At 60.9% G+C, this 17,231-nt stretch carries 17 protein-coding genes; 12 read left to right on the forward strand and 5 right to left on the reverse strand.

Features of this window, described 5'->3' with window-relative positions:
- The first annotated feature begins 119 nt into the window (after window positions 1-119).
- Both BUB69_RS07275 and BUB69_RS07280 read left to right on the forward strand, forming a co-directional pair.
- Window positions 120-968 carry an alpha/beta hydrolase gene (locus tag BUB69_RS07275; RefSeq protein ID WP_425439355.1) on the forward strand — a complete coding sequence of 283 codons (849 nt, stop codon included), beginning with the start codon at window positions 120-122 and terminating at the stop codon, window positions 966-968.
- Entirely contained in the window at window positions 965-1,291 is a 327-nt protein-coding gene (locus tag BUB69_RS07280) for a PA3694 family proteiin (protein WP_073163911.1), read from the forward strand. Before BUB69_RS07275 ends, BUB69_RS07280 begins: the two co-directional genes overlap by 4 nt.
- A 64-nt stretch (window positions 1,292-1,355) precedes the next feature.
- On the opposite strand, the gene lptF is transcribed toward BUB69_RS07280, so the two are convergent.
- The 3 genes from lptF to BUB69_RS07295 all read right to left on the reverse strand — a co-directional run bounded on the left by lptF (window position 1,356) and on the right by BUB69_RS07295 (window position 3,223).
- Window positions 1,356-2,138, reverse strand: coding sequence for a lipotoxin F family OmpA-related lipoprotein LptF (gene lptF, locus BUB69_RS07285; RefSeq protein WP_073163915.1), 783 nt, complete (start codon window positions 2,136-2,138; stop codon window positions 1,356-1,358).
- Between the two features lie 60 nt (window positions 2,139-2,198).
- Window positions 2,199-2,612: a DUF4398 domain-containing protein gene (locus tag BUB69_RS07290; protein WP_073163917.1), complete on the reverse strand. Its 414-nt coding sequence runs from the start codon at window positions 2,610-2,612 to the stop codon at window positions 2,199-2,201.
- Window positions 2,613-2,875: 263 nt separating this feature from the next.
- Window positions 2,876-3,223, reverse strand: coding sequence for a pilin assembly protein (locus tag BUB69_RS07295; RefSeq protein WP_073163920.1), 348 nt, complete (start codon window positions 3,221-3,223; stop codon window positions 2,876-2,878).
- A gap of 245 nt (window positions 3,224-3,468) precedes the next feature.
- On the opposite strand from BUB69_RS07295, the gene ppc reads away from it, so the two are divergent.
- The 7 genes from ppc (at window position 3,469) to BUB69_RS07330 (ending at window position 10,757) form a co-directional block, all read left to right on the forward strand.
- On the forward strand, window positions 3,469-6,105 hold the full coding sequence (gene ppc, locus BUB69_RS07300) for a phosphoenolpyruvate carboxylase (RefSeq protein ID WP_073163923.1): 2,637 nt from the start codon (window positions 3,469-3,471) through the stop codon (window positions 6,103-6,105).
- 283 nt (window positions 6,106-6,388) lie between these two features.
- Complete coding sequence (gene adk, locus BUB69_RS07305) at window positions 6,389-7,036, forward strand: adenylate kinase (protein ID WP_024695009.1); 648 nt, start codon at window positions 6,389-6,391, stop codon at window positions 7,034-7,036.
- Between the two features lie 85 nt (window positions 7,037-7,121).
- The gene (gene tsaB, locus BUB69_RS07310; protein ID WP_073163926.1) at window positions 7,122-7,796 is read left to right on the forward strand and encodes a tRNA (adenosine(37)-N6)-threonylcarbamoyltransferase complex dimerization subunit type 1 TsaB; all 675 of its coding nucleotides are present in this window, start codon (window positions 7,122-7,124) and stop codon (window positions 7,794-7,796) included.
- 199 nt (window positions 7,797-7,995) lie between these two features.
- Window positions 7,996-8,316: a hypothetical protein gene (locus tag BUB69_RS07315; RefSeq protein WP_024684702.1), complete on the forward strand. Its 321-nt coding sequence runs from the start codon at window positions 7,996-7,998 to the stop codon at window positions 8,314-8,316.
- Window positions 8,316-9,182 carry a DUF72 domain-containing protein gene (locus BUB69_RS07320; RefSeq protein WP_175561658.1) on the forward strand — a complete coding sequence of 289 codons (867 nt, stop codon included), beginning with the start codon at window positions 8,316-8,318 and terminating at the stop codon, window positions 9,180-9,182. The genes BUB69_RS07315 and BUB69_RS07320 overlap by 1 nt, the downstream gene beginning before the upstream one ends.
- A 49-nt stretch (window positions 9,183-9,231) precedes the next feature.
- Window positions 9,232-10,065 (forward strand): isocitrate lyase/PEP mutase family protein, encoded by an 834-nt coding sequence (locus tag BUB69_RS07325; protein WP_073163932.1) that lies wholly within the window; start codon window positions 9,232-9,234, stop codon window positions 10,063-10,065.
- A 2-nt stretch (window positions 10,066-10,067) separates the two neighbouring features.
- Entirely contained in the window at window positions 10,068-10,757 is a 690-nt protein-coding gene (locus BUB69_RS07330; protein ID WP_073163935.1) for an extensin-like domain-containing protein, read from the forward strand.
- Here the strand turns inward: BUB69_RS07330 and BUB69_RS07335 are convergent, their stop codons facing one another.
- The gene (locus BUB69_RS07335; protein WP_073163939.1) at window positions 10,758-11,378 is read right to left on the reverse strand and encodes an energy transducer TonB; all 621 of its coding nucleotides are present in this window, start codon (window positions 11,376-11,378) and stop codon (window positions 10,758-10,760) included.
- A gap of 97 nt (window positions 11,379-11,475) precedes the next feature.
- Between BUB69_RS07335 and BUB69_RS07340 the strand changes: the two genes are divergently transcribed.
- Window positions 11,476-12,270, forward strand: coding sequence for a class I SAM-dependent methyltransferase (locus BUB69_RS07340; protein WP_073163942.1), 795 nt, complete (start codon window positions 11,476-11,478; stop codon window positions 12,268-12,270).
- 16 nt (window positions 12,271-12,286) lie between these two features.
- Here the strand turns inward: BUB69_RS07340 and BUB69_RS07345 are convergent, their stop codons facing one another.
- The gene (locus BUB69_RS07345; protein ID WP_073163947.1) at window positions 12,287-12,925 is read right to left on the reverse strand and encodes a TetR/AcrR family transcriptional regulator; all 639 of its coding nucleotides are present in this window, start codon (window positions 12,923-12,925) and stop codon (window positions 12,287-12,289) included.
- Between the two features lie 90 nt (window positions 12,926-13,015).
- On the opposite strand from BUB69_RS07345, the gene BUB69_RS07350 reads away from it, so the two are divergent.
- Together BUB69_RS07350 and BUB69_RS07355 are read left to right on the forward strand one after the other, a co-directional pair.
- Window positions 13,016-14,116 carry an efflux RND transporter periplasmic adaptor subunit gene (locus tag BUB69_RS07350; protein WP_073164361.1) on the forward strand — a complete coding sequence of 367 codons (1,101 nt, stop codon included), beginning with the start codon at window positions 13,016-13,018 and terminating at the stop codon, window positions 14,114-14,116.
- 6 nt (window positions 14,117-14,122) lie between these two features.
- Window positions 14,123-17,194: an efflux RND transporter permease subunit gene (locus BUB69_RS07355; protein ID WP_073163952.1), complete on the forward strand. Its 3,072-nt coding sequence runs from the start codon at window positions 14,123-14,125 to the stop codon at window positions 17,192-17,194.
- Window positions 17,195-17,231: the final 37 nt, after the last annotated feature.

Below are 17,231 nucleotides of genomic sequence, written 5' to 3' on the forward strand. Positions count from 1 at the left end.
ACAGGTTTGGTGGTCGTTTCCGCGCGACGGGCACGATTTTGACTCTCTCAAGGAATCCCCCCCATTTGAAACTGTTCAGCATCCTTGCCCTGCTCCTCAGTCTTGCCGGCTGCAGTTCTATGCTGTTCTACCCGGAGCCGGGTCTGCCGTTCACGCCTGACCAGGCACGTCTGCAGTACCGTGACGTCAACCTGACTGCCGCGGACGGCACGCGGCTGCATGGCTGGTGGCTTGCGGCGAAGGAGGGCGTGCCGGTCAAGGGCACGGTGTTGCACCTGCATGGCAACGGCGGGAATCTGTCCTGGCATCTGGGAGGAAGCGGGTGGCTGCCCGAGCAGGGTTATCAGGTGCTGATGCTCGATTACCGTGGCTACGGTCGGTCACAGGGCGAGCCGAGTCTGCCTGCGATCTATCAGGACGTTCAGGCGGCCTTTGACTGGCTGAACGCCGCGCCCGAGGTGAAGAGTGCGCCGCTGGTGGTGCTGGGACAAAGTATCGGGGGGGCGCTGGCAGTGCATTATCTTTCGCAGCACCCGCAGGAGCGTGCCCGGGTAAAAGCCTTGATTCTGGACGGCACGCCTGCCAGTTATCGCGACGTCGCACGCTACACACTGGGCACGTCCTGGCTGACCTGGCCGCTGAAAACGCCACTGTCCTGGCTGATCCCCGACAGCGACAGCGCGCTTAACGGGCTGCCGAAACTGGCCGGTACGCCGATGCTGATCTTCCAGAGCATGGACGACACCCTGGTGCCGCTCGCCAATGGCATCAGCCTCTACAAGGCTGCGCCGCCGCCCCGTGTGCTGCAACTGACCCGCGGCGGGCATGTGCAGACCTTCGCCGATCCGTTGTGGCGGCAGGTCATGGTCCGTTATCTGGAAGATCCACAGCATTTCGATGGCTTGCGTCGCCTTGCCGAAGTTCCCAATTACCCCGCGGCTTCAAAGCAACCCGAGACGCAGGAATGAGCGAGGAACGCAACGTCAGAGGCATGATCCTGACCGGCATCGCGAGCATCATCGGTACGGTCGGCTGTCTGTGGTATTACGGCTATCTGCACTTTGCCCGGCCTGAGGATGCCCTGTTGCTCAGCGAATTCACCTTGCTCAAGACGGTGCCGGGCGAGGATTACAAAGTTGCCGCCACACCTGCGGCTGAGGTCGCACAGTGCATTGATGGCGTGCTGGTCTTGTTCGATACCTCGCGCAAGGGGCTGTCGGGCGTCCTGGTCGATGATCGAAAGCAGGCTGTGCGCTGCATCGCTCAGAATCGGTCAGCGCCAGGGCAGTAACGCAGGCATGAAAAAGCCCCGCCTGTATGCGCAGGCGGGGCTTTGGGTACAGCCGCTCAGTCGATTATTTCATCGAAGAACGTGGGGCAACCGGCTGGTTGTCGTTGGAAATGGTCACTTCCACACGACGGTTCATGGCACGGCCGGAGTTGCTGGTGTTGTCAGCAACCGGGTATTCCTTGCCGTAACCCATGGCCACGATGCGGGTTGGGTCTACACCCATGCGTGTCAGCGCCATGCGAACCGAATTGGCGCGACGCTCGGACAGCGACTGGTTGTAGGCAGCCGAACCGGTGCTGTCGGTGTAGCCTTCAACGATCACCTTGCGGTCCTGGTTTTCCTGGAGGAAAGCGGCCAGTTTGCCGATATCGCCCTGAGCGCCTGGCTTCAGTTCAGCCTTGTTGTAGTCGAACAGCACGTCACCGAAGGTCACCAGGGTGCCGCGTTCGGTCTGCTTGGCATTCAGGCTGTTCTTGAGCGCAGCGATCTGAGCGTCACGGGCATCCAGACGAGCCTTGGCGCGTTCGGCCGAAGCGTTCTGCAGGGCAGCTTCGGAGTTGCGCAGGTTGATCGTCTGCTTGGCCAGTTCAACGCGCTGGTTAGTCAGGTAAGCGAGCTGGTCCACTTTCTTGGCGTCTTCGTCATCGCGGAAAGCTTTTTCAGCTTTTGCCAGCCACTCGCTCGCGTCCTTGGTCTCCAGCGCGGCAACCTTGGTGGCGTCCGGGTTGGTCTGCAGGGCGGTGAAGTTGGTGCGCGCCTGATCAAGGTTAGGGTTTGGCTTGGTGGCGCAGGCTGCCAAAGCAACGCTCATGGCCAGCAGGGCAGGGATCATCAATTGTTTACGCATAATTAGGGTCGTCCTTTAATCGATTACGAATGCATGAAAACCAAAGCTGGATGGCGGTGCTCACTGCACCTGGCGCATGCCTTCTTCACGTAGTTCGTTGACGCCCTGACGAGCATCCTGCACGGCTTTGGCGGCCTTGGCAGCCTGAGACTTACGCTCCGCTACACGGGCGTCCCACTCAGCCTGTTCGGCCAACTTGCGTGCTTCGTCGTATTTGTGGTCCTGCATGGCCAGATCAGCTTGCTTGAGCTTGTCCTGAGCCGACTTCATTTCCACCGCAGCAAACTCAGTACCGCCAGCGCTGACTGCGCTGTTCACGGCCGACTGAGAAACGGCGTACTGCTCGGACGGCGGGTTGCCTGCACAACCGGCAAGGATGAAAGTGCTACCCAGAGCCAGCGCAGCGAGTTTCAGCCCGCGCAGACCTTTGAACGTGGTGTTGGCAGTAGGGGTGTTCATGGTGATCAACTCCATTGTCTGACTCCGAACGTGGTTATCCATGACAGTATTTATTCAGGCCGCGCATCAGGTTTTTTAAACCGCCTGTTGCTCTACGGGCTTTCCTGTAATGGTTAATGGCTCGGACCTGCGCGGTTTTTGAATAGTTCAGATTAATATTCTCCGAACGATCATGAACGTTTGGCGGATCGCGATTCAGACACGGTATCGGGTGTAACGCTTCAAGCCCGCCGTTTTCACACGGACAGGCTTGTGGGCAACGCCGCTTTACAGCCTGTTCAGTCGTCCGTGGCAGCGTCCTGTTTTTCGGACAACGCATGCAGGTGATGTCTGGACAGCGCGAGAAAACGCGGTGTGGCACCGACGTCCTCATACAGCGGATCGCCTTCTTCATCGGTGGACACCACCTGCTGTCCCTTTACATAGGGAAAGCTGGCTTCCAGTTCTTCGAGGGCCGCGCCGATCAGTTCGCCCAACAGCTCTTCAGGGTGATGTTTGGGGTACATCTCGCACAGTGCGGCCAGTCTTGCTGCCGATTCGATGTCCAGATGAATCGCATAGCGGGTCTTGGTCAGGCGTCCCTTGGCATTACGTTCCCAATGCTGGGCAAGCTCGCGGATTTTCATGGTGACCTCTCGATGGACTCGCTCGTGGCGAGTCTGTCCGGTGATGAGTCGTTGTGTGGCTCACGGATGAGATTAGCCTGTCTGAACGCGAGGGTGATGTGCGACGAATTCATGAAGGCATCTGCACAAGGATTTGTCGCTGAACACACTTTTGATGCACTGTTGGCAGTGCGGATTTGAAGACGCCCGTTCAGTTCGGGTGAGCAGTCAGGCAAAAGCCCATATAAAAACCGGGAGAGGGAACGATGGCTGATATCGATGCGCGTTTGCGCGAAGACGTTCACTTGCTGGGTGAGCTGTTGGGCAACACCATTCGTGAACAACGCGGTGCTGACTTTCTCGACAAGATCGAGCGCATTCGCAAAAGCGCCAAGGCCGGCCGGCGCGGTTCGGCCGAAGGTGCAGAGGCGCTCAGCTCCAGCGTGGACAGCCTTGAAGACGACGAGTTGCTGCCTGTGGCCCGGGCCTTCAATCAGTTCCTGAACCTGGCGAATATCGCCGAGCAATACCAGCTCATGCACCGGCGTGACGACGCGCAACCCCAGCCGTTCGAATCCCGCGTGCTCCCGGAGCTGCTGGAGCGCCTCAAGCGCGAAGGTCATACGCCCGACGCACTGGCGCGGCAACTGGGCAAGCTGGAGATCGAGCTGGTGCTCACCGCGCACCCGACCGAAGTGGCGCGGCGCACGCTGATCCAGAAATACGATGCCATCGCTGCGCAACTGGCGGCGCTGGACCATCGTGACCTGAACACCCAGGAGCGCGAGCAGATCACCTCACGCTTGCAGCGTCTGATCGCTGAAGCCTGGCACACCGAGGAAATTCGCCGTATCCGGCCGACGCCGGTCGACGAGGCCAAGTGGGGCTTTGCGGTCATCGAGCATTCGCTGTGGCATGCAATCCCCAATTACCTGCGCAAGGCCGATCTGGCGCTGCAAGCCGCAACCGGCCTGCATTTGCCTCTGGAAGCGGCCCCTGTCCGCTTTGCCTCATGGATGGGGGGTGATCGGGACGGCAACCCGAACGTGACCGCTGCTGTGACCCGCGAAGTGCTGCTGTTGGCCCGCTGGATGGCGGCCGATCTGTACGTGCGGGACGTCGACAGCCTGGCGGCCGACCTGTCGATGCAACAGGCCAGTGACGCGTTGCGGGCCAGTGCAGGCGACAGCGCCGAGCCGTATCGCACCGTACTCAAGCGCTTGCGTGAACGCTTGCGGGCAACCCGCAACTGGGCCAATGCCTCGCTCACCGTGACGCAGCCCGCGCCTGAGGCCGTGCTGCATGAGAATCGCGAACTGATCGAACCCTTGATGCTCTGCTTCCAGTCACTGCACGAGTGCGGCATGGGCGTGATCGCCGATGGTCCGCTGCTGGACTGCCTGCGTCGCGCCGTGACCTTCGGACTGTTCCTGGTGCGTCTGGACGTGCGTCAGGACTCCAGCCGCCATTGCGCGGCCATGACGGAAATCACCGATTATCTGGGGCTGGGCCGTTACGAGGAATGGGACGAACAGACTCGCATCGAATTTCTGTTGCGTGAGCTGAACAACCGTCGCCCGCTCTTGCCCGCTTACTTCAAGCCCGCAGCGGATACCGCAGAAGTCCTGGCCACGTGCCGGGAAGTGGCGGCGGCGCCTGCGGCCTCGCTGGGTTCTTACGTGATTTCGATGGCGGGCGCTGCCTCCGACGTGCTCGCCGTGCAGTTGCTGCTCAAAGAAGCCGGTCTGCAACGTCCGATGCGCGTCGTGCCGTTGTTCGAGACGCTGGCCGACCTGGACAACGCAGGGCCGGTGATTGAAACGCTGCTGGGTTTGCCGGGCTATCGCTCGCGTCTGCACGGCCCTCAGGAAGTGATGATCGGTTATTCCGATTCGGCCAAGGACGCCGGCACTACGGCGGCGGCCTGGGCGCAGTATCGGGCTCAGGAAAAACTGGTGCAGATCTGCCGTGATCAGCAGGTCGAACTGCTGTTGTTCCACGGCCGTGGCGGTACGGTCGGACGTGGAGGCGGCCCGGCGCATGCGGCCATCCTTTCGCAGCCGCCGGGTTCGGTGGCAGGGCGTTTCCGCACCACTGAACAGGGTGAAATGATCCGTTTCAAGTTCGGCTTGCCGGACATCGCCGAGCAGAACCTCAACCTGTATCTGGCTGCTGTGCTGGAGGCGACCTTGCTGCCGCCTCCGCCGCCTGAACCGGCGTGGCGCACAATGATGGACCAGTTGGCCAGCGACGGCGTCAGCGCCTACCGTGCAGTGGTCAGGGAAAATCCCGAGTTCGTCGAGTATTTCCGTCAGGCCACGCCTGAGCAGGAACTGGGCCGTTTGCCGCTGGGCAGCCGTCCGGCCAAGCGCCGCGAGGGTGGGGTTGAAAGCCTGCGCGCGATTCCGTGGATCTTCGCCTGGACCCAGACGCGGTTGATGCTGCCCGCGTGGCTGGGCTGGGAAGCTGCGTTGACCAGGGCGCTGGAGCGTGGAGAGGGTGATTTGCTGGCGCAGATGCGCGAGCGCTGGCCGTTCTTCCGGACCCGCATCGACATGCTGGAAATGGTGCTGGCCAAAGCGGATGCCGACATCGCGCGGCTCTACGATGAGCGGCTGGTCAGTCAGGAACTGCAACATTTAGGCTCACATTTACGCGACCTATTGTCGCAGGCCTGCGACGTGGTTCTGGGACTTACCGGCCAGACGCAATTGCTGGCACACAGCCCGGAAACGCTTGAGTTCATCAGCCTGCGCAACACCTACCTGGACCCGCTGCATTTGCTTCAGGCGGAGCTGCTTTCCCGTTCCCGGCATCGTGAGGCGAATCTGGACAGCCCTCTGGAACTGGCGTTGCTGGTGTCCGTGGCGGGAATTGCCGCCGGGCTGCGCAATACCGGTTAAGTGCGTCCGTTTGGCGACAGGCTGTCTGTTTGACGCCGGTCAGGGCGGGTGTGGCGTTTACGGGCTAACCTGCCCAAGAGGTTGCAGCAGGTCATACCGCTTGATAATCACGGCGCACATGCGGGTGCGCCGTGGGGTTACTGCGACTTTCGGCGGCTTGTGCGGCTCGGGTCGGCTGTGTATCTTGATCAGCCTTTTGGCCTATTGGCCTGATTCAGTTTTTTAGATTGGCCCATGAGGCGAATCCTATGATTTCTATATAAAAAATTTGAGGAGCATGACGATGCGCGTGATTCTGCTGGGAGCTCCCGGTGCCGGTAAAGGTACTCAGGCAAAATTCATCACTGAAAAGTTCGGCATCCCGCAAATTTCGACAGGCGACATGCTGCGCGCAGCGGTCAAGGCCGGTACAGAGCTGGGCATCAAGGCCAAGAGCGTCATGGATTCAGGCGGTCTGGTTTCCGATGACCTGATCATCGGCCTGATCAAGGACCGTCTGGCCGAGCCGGATTGCGAGAACGGCGTGCTGTTCGACGGCTTCCCGCGCACCATTCCACAGGCCGAGGCACTGCTTAAAGCCGGTCTGGAAATCGACCACGTACTGGAAATCGCTGTCGATGACGAAGAAATCGTCCAGCGCATGTCCGGCCGTCGTGTTCACCCGGCTTCCGGGCGCACCTATCACCTGCAGTACAACCCGCCGAAGGTTGAAGGCAAGGACGATGTCACGGGCGAGGATCTGGTTCAGCGCCCTGACGACGTCGCCGAAACCGTACGTCATCGCCTGGCGGTCTATCACGAGCAGACCAAGCCGCTGGTCGAGTTCTACAGCAAACTGAGCGCGCAGAACGGCAAGCCCAAGTGCAGCCACATCCCGGGCGTCGGTTCTGTTGAAGAGATCACCGCCAAAGTGCTCAAAGCACTGAGCTGAGTCGATACAGCGTCTCAACAATGGCCCGCTTGCGGGCCATTTGTCATTTATACTGCGCCACTTTTCCATGACGACGGACACACCGATGACCACCTTGCTGGCCCTGGACACCGCCACTGAAGCCTGCTCGGTCGCTTTGCTGCATGACGGCAAGGTACTGAGCCACTACGAGGTGATTCCGCGCCTGCATGCCCAGCGCCTGCTGCCGATGATCAAGGACCTGCTGGCCGAGGCGGGGATTGCCCTGTCGGCGCTGGACGCCATTGCCTTCGGCCGTGGTCCGGGAGCGTTCACCGGTGTGCGGATTGCGATCGGTGTCGTTCAGGGACTGGCCTTCGCGCTGGAGCGCCCCGTGTTGCCGGTGTCCAACCTGGCGGTGCTGGCGCAGCGAGCCTACCGCGAGCAGGGCGTTTCGCAGGTGGCTGCCGCCATTGATGCGCGCATGGATGAGGTCTATTGGGGTTGCTATCACGAGAAGGCGGGCGAGATGCGTCTGGTCGGTCATGAAGCGGTCATGGCGCCCGAACTGGCCGCCTTGCCCCTGGACGCTACGGGGCAGTGGTTCGGCGCGGGCACCGGTTGGGGCTACGCCGAGCGTATCCCGGTCACGTTGGCGGGTCAGGATGCAAGCTTGCTGCCTCATGCTCAGGATCTGCTGGCGCTTGCCACTTTCGCCTGGAATCGCGTCGAAGCCGTGCCAGCGGATGATGCGCAGCCGGTCTATCTGCGTGACAAAGTGGCCACGCCCAAGGCTCGTTAGTGGTGAGCGTTGCAACTCCCAAGTTATGAAGATTGCAACCTGTGTATCAATTTGCCATCTACCGTTTATCGTTTTAGTGTGACTTCAAGCGCCTGGGCTCAAACAATTTGCAATATGTGTGGTCTAGTTAACGTTAGGGAATTTGCCAGTATCCGGACTGTAACGTTAAATTGCCACTACAGAAGCCGAGTAACTACCGATGCGCATTGACGGACCATCACAACGTTCATACCCCATCAAGCGAAAGCCGCAGAAGCGTCCTTCGACGGTGGAGGGTTCCTTCGAGGAAATCTCTTCCGACGCGGACCTCCCCGCGCTGCCTGCGCCTGCCAATGCTGCACGCCGTCAGGCGGATGAGGGCCCGATTTCAAGTACTGGCAATGTACCTGCACGTCCTCAGGACATCATCTTTCCGCGCTCCATGAGTTCTCGTGTCGCCAACGCCCTGGCCAGTTACCTGACCACAGCCAGCTTTGTAGATTGGGACCTTGAAGTATCGGGGCTCGATCTTCACGTCTGATGGTGTCCGGTCTTCCTTACTACCTGGGGTGTTCGTCCTGGAGCGAAAACGCCTGGCGTGATTCGCTGTACCCCGAAGATGCTCGTCCTGCTGACTTTCTGAGCCTTTACACCCAAGTTTTCAATGTCGTCGAAGGCAATACGACGTTCTACGCCCGGCCCGCGGCCTCCACCGTGCAGCGTTGGGCCGAAGTGATGCCGGAAGATTTTCGCTTCACCGCCAAGTTTCCCCGCGATATCAGCCACGACGGCGATCTGCGTGCCCAGGTAACCGCTGCTGAAACGTTCATTCAACTCATGGCCCCGCTGGGCACGCGTGTAGCGCCGTTCTGGTTGCAGTTGTCGGCCAGTTTCACGCCACAGCGCCTGGCAGAACTGGCGGGCTTCATTGACGAGTTGAATGTGCCCTTGGCTGTTGAAGTTCGGAACATGGCCTTTTTCATGAAGGGCGATGAGGAGCGCATGCTCAATCGTCTTTTGCTGGAACGTGGCATCGAACGTATTTGCCTGGATTCGCGCGCGCTGTTCAGTTGCGTATCCAGTGACCCCGCCGTACTGCATGCACAGTCCAAGAAACCCAAGGTGCCTGCTCGCCCGGCCGCGCTGACTCAACATCCTCAAGTACGATTCATCGGCCGCCCCGAGCTTGAAGCCAATGACCCGTTTCTGGTGCAGTGGGTTGAGAAGGTGGCCGTCTGGATCGAAGAGGGTCGTGTGCCCTACGTGTTCCTGCACACCCCGGATAACCTGCGGGCGCCTGATCTGGCGCGGCGTTTTCATGAGCAACTGAGGGTGCGCCTGCCGGGGTTGCCGCCATTACCTGAACTGGATCGTGGTCCAGAGGTGGAGCAGTTGGGCTTGCTCTGAGGTCGATAGGTGTGGGTTTATTGAAACCTGTCAGCCGGAGAGCACGCCCATGGACTCGCAACAACTTCTCAAAGCACAGACATTCAAGGCCTTGCATGAGCGCGAAGGTGCTTTCGTCATGCCCAACCCGTGGGATGCAGGCTCGGCAAAGCTGCTTGCGTCGCTGGGTTTCGAGGCCTTGGCGACCACCAGCGCCGGTCTGGCATTCGCTCTGGGCCGTGCCGACGCCGAGGGCGCACTCAGTCGCGATGATACCCTCGCCAACGTGGCGGCTATTGTCGCGGCCACGCCACTCCCGGTCGCGGCCGACCTGGAAAACTGCTTTGCCGACAGCCCTGAAGGCTGCGCCGAGACGCTGCTCAAGGCGGCTGCGGCGGGAATCGTGGGCGGTTCCATCGAGGACGCCAGCGGGCAGGCAGATAACCCGATCTATGATTTCGACCTGTCCGTTGCGCGCGTGCGGGCTTCGGTCGCTGCCGTGCGAAGCCTGCCGTTTCCTTTCATGCTGACGGCACGGGTGGAAAACCTGTTGCACGGCCGGATGGATTTCGCCGACACGTTGCGCAGGCTTGAAGCGTACGCCGAGGCGGGGGCGGATGTGCTCTACGCGCCCGGCCTGCGTACCCGTGAAGAGGTGATCGCCGTCGTGCGTGCGGTCGCGCCCAGACCGGTGAATGTCCTGATGGGGCTGGGTGGCGTGACGCTTTCGGTGGCGGACCTGAGCGAGTGCGGCGTCAAACGCATCAGCGTCGGCTCTTCGCTGGCGCGCGCAGCATTGGGTGGGCTGTATCGTGCTGCGGAGGAAATCCGTAACTATGGCACGTTCAATTACGCCGGACAGGCGCTGCCTTTCGATCAACTGAACGATCTGTTCAAGGGCTGAGCATGCGCGTGTTCCTGTTGTTGCTGGTGCTGTGCGCGGTCGGGGTCTTTGCAGTGTGGCGTGGCTGGGTTGACGTGCCCCCGCAATGGAACCCTTGGGCACCGCTGGATGTGCGCGCCGAGCCGAATCTGCTGACGCCGTTCAAGCTGTCACGCCTGCGCGATGACCCGGTGTTGTGCGATCAGGTATTGAGCGCCTCGGGCCTGCGTTTCACTCGTCAGGCCGACAGCCCGGCTTCGGCGCAATGTCCGCTGGAAAATACCTTGCGCGTGCAGGGCGGGGATGTGGCGCTGAGCAGCAGCTTTCTGGCCAGCTGTCCCTTGGCCGTGGCCTACGTGCTGTTCGATATCCATACGCTGCAGCCAGCGGCGGAGACGGTGTTCGGTCAGCGTGTTGCGCGCATCGATCACCTTGGCAGCTTTGCCTGTCGCAACATCTACAACCGCGCCAATAGCCGGCTCAGCCAGCATGCGACCGCCAATGCGCTGGATATCGCCGGTTTCCGTCTGGTCGACGGTCAGCGCATCAATCTGCTCAAGGACTGGAACGATACCGGGGATAAAGGGCGCTTTCTCAGGCAAGTGCGTGACGGGGCCTGCAAGAGCTTCAGCACGGTGCTGGGGCCGGAGTACAACGCGGCGCATCGTGATCATTTTCATGTGGACATGGGACGTTGGCAGGTGTGTCGCTGATCAGGCAGCCATGCGCAGGTTTTGCAGAATCAGTGGGCGAGCCCAGACGCTGTCGTAGTCGAACTGACGCTGTTGCGTGGCGATGGTTTCTTCGTCCAGCGGCAGGGCGGCCTTGTCAGCCAGCTCCCATTCGAGCTCGGCGATAGGCAGGTGCAGCGCACGCGGCTGTGGTGCCGGGCCAGGCGTCACGTCGCTGTGGGCGTTGAGGACGGTAGGCCGCACCCAGTTGCTTTCGAATTCCAGGTGGCGCTGCTGCTCGATCATGTCGGCGATGCTGAACGGTTCGGCGGCTGGCGGCAGCAGATCCAGCTCAAATTCGGCAATCGGCAGAAACAGCGGCTCAGGTGGTTTGACTTCGGTATCGGCGACCGGGCAGGCGCGCTGCTCGACAATCTTGCCCAGGGTTTTGGCACCGGCGACCGGCTCGCCAGTCTCAACATCCACTTCCACAGTGCTGGGATGCACGGGGACCGGGGTGCTGTCGGCGACCTGATCGGCCATCGCTCGTGCAAATGCATCCGACCACAACTGCGTGACACCACCGAGGGTGCGGCTGTTGCGGACGCTAAAGTCGCCTGAGTGCGACAAATAGCCAATGGATGTTTGAACAATGTCTGACATAGCGATCAGTACTGGCCTTGGGTCTGGCAAAATGCCGGATACTTTGGTTATCGGCAGATTTTGCCGATCATTAACAATTTTTGAGTGTGTGGGCGCAATGAGTGAACAGCAGGCAGGCAGTCGTATCCGGGTCGAAGCCCTGACCGCGAGCGGGCAGGATCAGGCAGCGCAGTGGGCAGCGCGACTGGGCCTGCCGTTGCAGGACGAAGAGGCGGATTTTGCCCTGCAAGTCACCGACGAAGGCCTGCAATTGCAGCAGTTGGGTGACGATGCGCCGGGAGCGGTGCGGGTCGATTTCGTCGAGGGCGCGGTGGCCCATCGCAGGTTGTTCGGCGGCGGCACCGGGCAGATGATCGCCAAGGCGGTCGGCATCCAGCCGGGTATCCGGCCTCGTGTGCTGGATGCCACGGCCGGGCTGGGCAAGGATGCATTTGTGCTGGCAAGCCTGGGGTGTGAGATGAGTCTGATCGAACGCCAGCCGATCATCGCTGCGTTGCTGGAGGACGGGCTGTCACGTGGGCGCAGCGACCGTGATGTGGGCTCGATCATCAGCCAGATGCGCTTGCTGACCGGCAACTCGATCCAGCTGATTCGTGACTGGCAGGGCGAGCCGCCGCAAGTCATCTACCTTGATCCCATGTTCCCGCATCGGGAAAAAACCGCGCTGGTCAAAAAGGAGATGCGTCTGTTCCGCCCGCTGGTGGGCGATGACATGGATGCGCCCGCCTTGCTGGAAGCGGCGCTGGCGTTGGCCACGCACCGTGTCGTGGTCAAACGTCCGCGCAAAGCACCCTGCATTGACGGTGCCAAGCCTGGCTACGCACTGGATGGCAAATCCAGCCGCTATGACATTTACCCGAAGAAAGCCTTGAAGCCCAAGCCCGTCGAATGAGCCGCCCATTCGACGATCAGTGATCAGGTGCATAGGCGCGCATGAACAGCGTGACCACTTCACGCACATGCCGCTCGGCATTGTCTTCTTCCGGCTGCACGCTGCATCCCACCAGCAGCCGGAAGTTGTGAATCCCCTTCACCATATTCAGAAAATGCTCGGCTGCGCGCAGAGGGTTTTCGATGCGCAGGCTGCCGGTCGCGTCGATTTCGATCAGCACGCGTTCCATTTCACTGATGAGCTTTTGCGGCCCGGCCTCGAAGAAGATCATCGACAACTGCGGGTCCTGCGAGCCCAGTGCCACCATCAAGCGGTGCAATTCGAGGGATTCGGGGCTGTTGACCAGGCATTGAAAGGCGCGGGCGATATTGAGCAGCGCGGTCTCGACGGTCGCGCCTTGCGCCAGATGAAACAGCACGGCAGGCATCTGCTCTTCGCAACGCGCCACCACGGCGGCTGAAAACAGCGTTTCCTTGTCGGTGAAGTGGCTGTAAACCGTCAGCTTGGAGACGCCGGCTTCGCTGGCAATCGCGTCCATACTGGTATTTACGTAGCCGTTACTGATGAACAGATTCTTCGCCGATTCAAGAATGGCCTTGCGCTTCTCAAGGTCCTTGGGGCGACCGGGTCCGGTATTTAACGGGGCGTCAGGCATGGCTTCGAATAATGTACTGGTGAGTTTGATAATTTTTAATATACTCGCCAGTACAATTATTCCAAGCTTGTTTTGATGAAGGTTTACATCATGTTCCGCGATGTCATGCCGCTTGTCGTTTCCCTGTCTCTGGTTTCATTGCTGACCGCCTGCGGCCAGGAGAGCACCGCGCCCGTGGTGATTCGTCCCGCTATGGTGGTGCAGCCGTTGCCTTCCGCTCAATCCATGGACAGCTACCCTGGCGAGGTACGTGCGCGCTTCGAGCCTGAGCTGGCGTTCCGTATCTCCGGCAAGGTCAGCAAACGCATGGTCGAGGAGGGGCAGCGGGTCAAGGCCAACCAGCCATTGGCCGAGCTGGACGCGCAGGATGTACGCCTGCAACTGGACGCCACCCGCGCGCAGGTCACCGCCGCCGAAGCCAACCTGCAACTGGTGCGCTCGGAGCGCGATCGCTACAAGACCCTGCTGGACCGGCAGATGGTCAGCCGTTCGCAATACGACAATGCCGAAAACCTCTATCGCTCAGGCGAAGCGCGACTCAAGCAGATCAAGGCCGAGTTGACGGTTGCCGACAACCAGACCAGCTACACCGTGCTGCGTGCCTCACAGGATGGGGTGATCGCCAGGCGTTCGGTGGAGGTCGGGCAAGTGGTGGCTGCCGGGCAGACCGTTTTCACCTTGGCCACCGACGGTGAGCGGGAAGTGTCGATCAGCTTGCCGGAGCAGAACTTTGCCCGTTTCAAAGTCGGTCAGCCGGTCTCGGTCGAGCTGTGGACGCTGCGCGATCAACGCTTCCCCGGCCGCATTCGTGAATTGTCACCTTCCGCCGATCCCCGCTCGCGAACCTTCGCAGCGCGCGTCGCATTTGCCAGCGGGCAGGTCCCTGCAGAACTGGGCCAGAGTGCCCGGGTGTTCATCGCGTCCGAGCACGCAGTGCCGCTGGCGGTGCCGCTCGCGGCACTGACGGCCGAGAACGGTGCCACGTATGTATGGCGGGTCGCTCCCGACAGTACCGTGAGCCGCGTGCCGGTGCAGGTCGGGCCTTATGGTCAGGAATCGGTGCCGGTGCTTCAAGGCTTGAAAGAGACCGACTGGGTCGTGGCCGCAGGGGGGCATGTGTTGCGCGAAGGCGAACGAATTCGTCCGGTGGACCGCAGTAATCGGGCCGTGAAACTGACTGCCAAGGAGTAGGCCTCGATGCATTTCAATCTTTCCGAATGGGCGCTGCGTCACCGCCAGGTCGTGCTGTATCTGATGATCGTGCTGGCCATCGTTGGCGCGTTGTCCTACACCAAGCTGGGTCAGAGCGAAGATCCGCCGTTCACCTTCAAGGCCATGGTGATCCGCACCCTGTGGCCCGGCGCCAGCGCCGAAGAAGTGGCCCGTCAGGTCACGGACCGCATCGAAAAGAAACTCATGGAAACCGGCGAGTACGAGCGCATTGCGTCCTTCTCGCGGCCAGGGGAATCCACGATCACGTTCGTGGCGCGCGACTCGATCTTCTCCGCCTACCTTCCCGAACTCTGGTATCAGTTGCGCAAGAAGGTCGGCGATATCCGCCAGAGTCTGCCGCCTGGCGTTCAGGGGCCATTCTTCAATGATGAGTTCGGTACCACGTTTGGCAATATCTACGCCTTGACCGGCCAGGGGTTTGATTACGCGGTGCTCAAGGACTACGCCGACCGTATTCAGATTCAGCTGCAGCGGGTCAAGGATGTCGGCAAGGTCGAGTTGATCGGCCTGCAGGACGAGAAGATCTGGATCGAGTTGTCCAACGTCAAGCTCGCCACGCTGGGCCTGCCGTTGCAGCAGGTGCAGCAGGCCCTTGAAGCGCAGAATGCCGTGTCGTCGGCCAGTTTCTTCGAGACCTCCAGTGAGCGTATCCAGCTGCGGGTCAGTGGCCGTTTCGAAAGCGTGGACGAGATTCGCAATTTCCCGATTCGGGTTGGCGACCGTACCTTGCGCATCAGCGATCTGGCTGACGTCCATCGCGGTTTCAACGATCCACCCGCGCCGCGCATGCGCTTCATGGACGAAGATGCGATTGGCCTGGCCGTGGCGATGAAAAACGGCGGCGACATTCTGGTGCTGGGCCGGGCACTGGAAGCCGAGTTCGCCAGGCTGCAGAAAAACCTTCCGGTCGGTATGCAATTGCGCAAGGTGTCCGACCAGCCCGCAGCAGTGAAGACCGGCGTTGGCGAGTTCGTACAGGTGTTGGCCGAAGCGTTGATCATCGTCCTGCTGGTGAGTTTCTTCTCGCTGGGAGTGCGTACCGGCATGGTGGTGGCGCTGTCCATTCCACTGGTGCTGGCCATGACGTTTGCGACCATGTATTACCTGGGCATCGGCCTGCACAAGATTTCGCTCGGCGCGCTGGTGCTCGCACTGGGGTTGCTGGTGGACGATGCCATCATCGCGGTCGAGATGATGGCGATCAAGATGGAGCAGGGTTACGACCGGCTCAAGGCGGCCAGCTTCGCATGGACCAGTACAGCGTTCCCGATGCTGACCGGTACGCTGATCACGGCCGCGGGTTTCCTGCCGATTGCCACCGCGCAATCGAGCACCGGCGAATACACCCGCTCGATCTTTCAGGTGGTGACCATTGCCCTGATTGCCTCGTGGATTGCGGCGGTGATGTTCGTGCCTTATCTGGGCGACCGGCTGTTGCCGGACCTCGCCAAACGGCATGCCGACAAACATGGAGGGGCCCATGCACCTGACCCTTATGCGACGCGCTTCTACCAGCGTATCCGGGCGTTGGTGGGCTGGTGCGTGCGTCGCCGCAAGACGGTGATCGTGGCCACCGTCGGCCTGTTCGTGTTGTCAGTGGTGATGTTCAGATTCGTCCCGCAACAGTTCTTCCCGGCTTCCGGTCGTCTGGAACTGATGGTCGACCTGAAGCTCGCCGAAGGTTCTTCGCTGGTCAACACTGCTGAGCAGGTCAAGCGCCTGGAGCAGATGCTCAAGGGGCACGAAGGCATCGACAACTACGTCGCCTACGTCGGCACCGGCTCGCCACGTTTTTACCTGCCGCTGGACCAGCAATTGCCCGCGCCCAGCTTCGCCCAGTTCGTTGTGCTCACCCGCAGCATTGAAGACCGCGAGGCGCTGCGCACCTGGCTGATCAGCCACCTAAACGAGCAGTTCCCGACCCTGCGCTCCAGGGTGACACGCCTGGAAAACGGCCCGCCTGTGGGCTATCCGGTGCAATTTCGCATCACCGGCGAGCACATCGAAGTGGTGCGTGCGCTGGCGCGCAAGGTGCAGGACAAGGTGCGCGAAAACCCCCACGTCTCCAACGTTCACCTCGACTGGGAAGAGCCGAGCAAGGTCGTGCACTTGAACATCGATCAGGATCGCGCGCGTGCCCTGGGCGTCACCACCGCTGATTTGTCGGCGTTCCTGCGCAACTCGCTGACCGGCTCCAACGTGAGCCAGTATCGCGAAGACGATGAACTGGTGGACATCATGGTGCGCGGCACACGCAACGAGCGTGAGCAACTGGAGTCGCTGTCCAGTCTGGCCATTCCCACGCAAAACGGGACCAGCGTGGCGTTGTCGCAAGTGGCCACTCTGGATTACGGCTTTGAAGAGGGTGTTATCTGGCACCGCAATCGCTTGCCGAACGTGACCGTGCGCGCCGACATCTACGGCAAGGATCAACCGGCAACGCTGGTGAAACAGATCCTGCCGACGCTGGAGTCGGTGCGTGCCGAATTGCCGGACGGCTATCTGCTGGAAGTGGGCGGTACGGTAGAGGATTCCGCACGCGGACAGAACTCGGTCAATGCGGGCGTCCCCTTGTTCATCGTTGTGGTGTTGACCCTGCTGATGATCCAGTTACGCAGCTTTTCGCGCATGCTCATGGTGTTCGTGACTGCGCCGCTGGGCCTGATCGGGGTGACGCTGTTTCTGCTGATCTTCAACCAGCCGTTCGGCTTCGTGGCAATGCTGGGCACCATCGCGCTGTCAGGGATGATCATGCGCAACTCGGTGATTCTGGTGGACCAGATCGAGCAGGACATCGCCGCCGGGCTGGATCAATGGCACGCGATCATCGAAGCCACCGTTCGCCGCTTCCGGCCCATCGTGCTGACCGCACTGGCCGCTGTGCTGGCCATGATCCCGCTGTCACGCAGCCTGTTCTTCGGCCCGATGGCCGTGGCCATCATGGGCGGCCTGATCGTTGCCACCGCACTGACACTGCTGTTTCTGCCTGCGTTGTATGCGGCGTGGTTCAGGGTCAAGAAAGTGGAAGGCGTTTGATCAGTGTAATCTCGCGGCGAGTATCGGACTGTGGGAG

The sequence above is a fragment of the Pseudomonas asturiensis genome (genome assembly GCF_900143095.1).
Classification (GTDB): domain Bacteria; phylum Pseudomonadota; class Gammaproteobacteria; order Pseudomonadales; family Pseudomonadaceae; genus Aquipseudomonas; species Aquipseudomonas asturiensis.

Bases quoted from the DNA above. Each gene is read 5' to 3' on its own strand.
- BUB69_RS07330 (WP_073163935.1), top strand. From the start codon at position 10,068: ATGCGCGTGTTCCTGTTGTTGCTGGTGCTGTGCGCGGTCGGGGTCTTT.
- BUB69_RS07325 (WP_073163932.1), top strand. From the start codon at position 9,232: ATGGACTCGCAACAACTTCTCAAAGCACAGACATTCAAGGCCTTGCAT.
- BUB69_RS07355 (WP_073163952.1), top strand. From the start codon at position 14,123: ATGCATTTCAATCTTTCCGAATGGGCGCTGCGTCACCGCCAGGTCGTG.
- BUB69_RS07340 (WP_073163942.1), top strand. From the start codon at position 11,476: ATGAGTGAACAGCAGGCAGGCAGTCGTATCCGGGTCGAAGCCCTGACC.
- BUB69_RS07295 (WP_073163920.1), bottom strand. From the start codon at position 3,223: ATGAAAATCCGCGAGCTTGCCCAGCATTGGGAACGTAATGCCAAGGGA.
- BUB69_RS07345 (WP_073163947.1), bottom strand. From the start codon at position 12,925: ATGCCTGACGCCCCGTTAAATACCGGACCCGGTCGCCCCAAGGACCTT.
- lptF (WP_073163915.1), bottom strand. From the start codon at position 2,138: ATGCGTAAACAATTGATGATCCCTGCCCTGCTGGCCATGAGCGTTGCT.
- BUB69_RS07275 (WP_425439355.1), top strand. From the start codon at position 120: ATGCTGTTCTACCCGGAGCCGGGTCTGCCGTTCACGCCTGACCAGGCA.
- BUB69_RS07315 (WP_024684702.1), top strand. From the start codon at position 7,996: ATGCGCATTGACGGACCATCACAACGTTCATACCCCATCAAGCGAAAG.
- BUB69_RS07350 (WP_073164361.1), top strand. From the start codon at position 13,016: ATGTTCCGCGATGTCATGCCGCTTGTCGTTTCCCTGTCTCTGGTTTCA.
- BUB69_RS07280 (WP_073163911.1), top strand. From the start codon at position 965: ATGAGCGAGGAACGCAACGTCAGAGGCATGATCCTGACCGGCATCGCG.
- BUB69_RS07335 (WP_073163939.1), bottom strand. From the start codon at position 11,378: ATGTCAGACATTGTTCAAACATCCATTGGCTATTTGTCGCACTCAGGC.
- ppc (WP_073163923.1), top strand. From the start codon at position 3,469: ATGGCTGATATCGATGCGCGTTTGCGCGAAGACGTTCACTTGCTGGGT.
- BUB69_RS07320 (WP_175561658.1), top strand. From the start codon at position 8,316: ATGGTGTCCGGTCTTCCTTACTACCTGGGGTGTTCGTCCTGGAGCGAA.
- adk (WP_024695009.1), top strand. From the start codon at position 6,389: ATGCGCGTGATTCTGCTGGGAGCTCCCGGTGCCGGTAAAGGTACTCAG.
- tsaB (WP_073163926.1), top strand. From the start codon at position 7,122: ATGACCACCTTGCTGGCCCTGGACACCGCCACTGAAGCCTGCTCGGTC.
- BUB69_RS07290 (WP_073163917.1), bottom strand. From the start codon at position 2,612: ATGGAGTTGATCACCATGAACACCCCTACTGCCAACACCACGTTCAAA.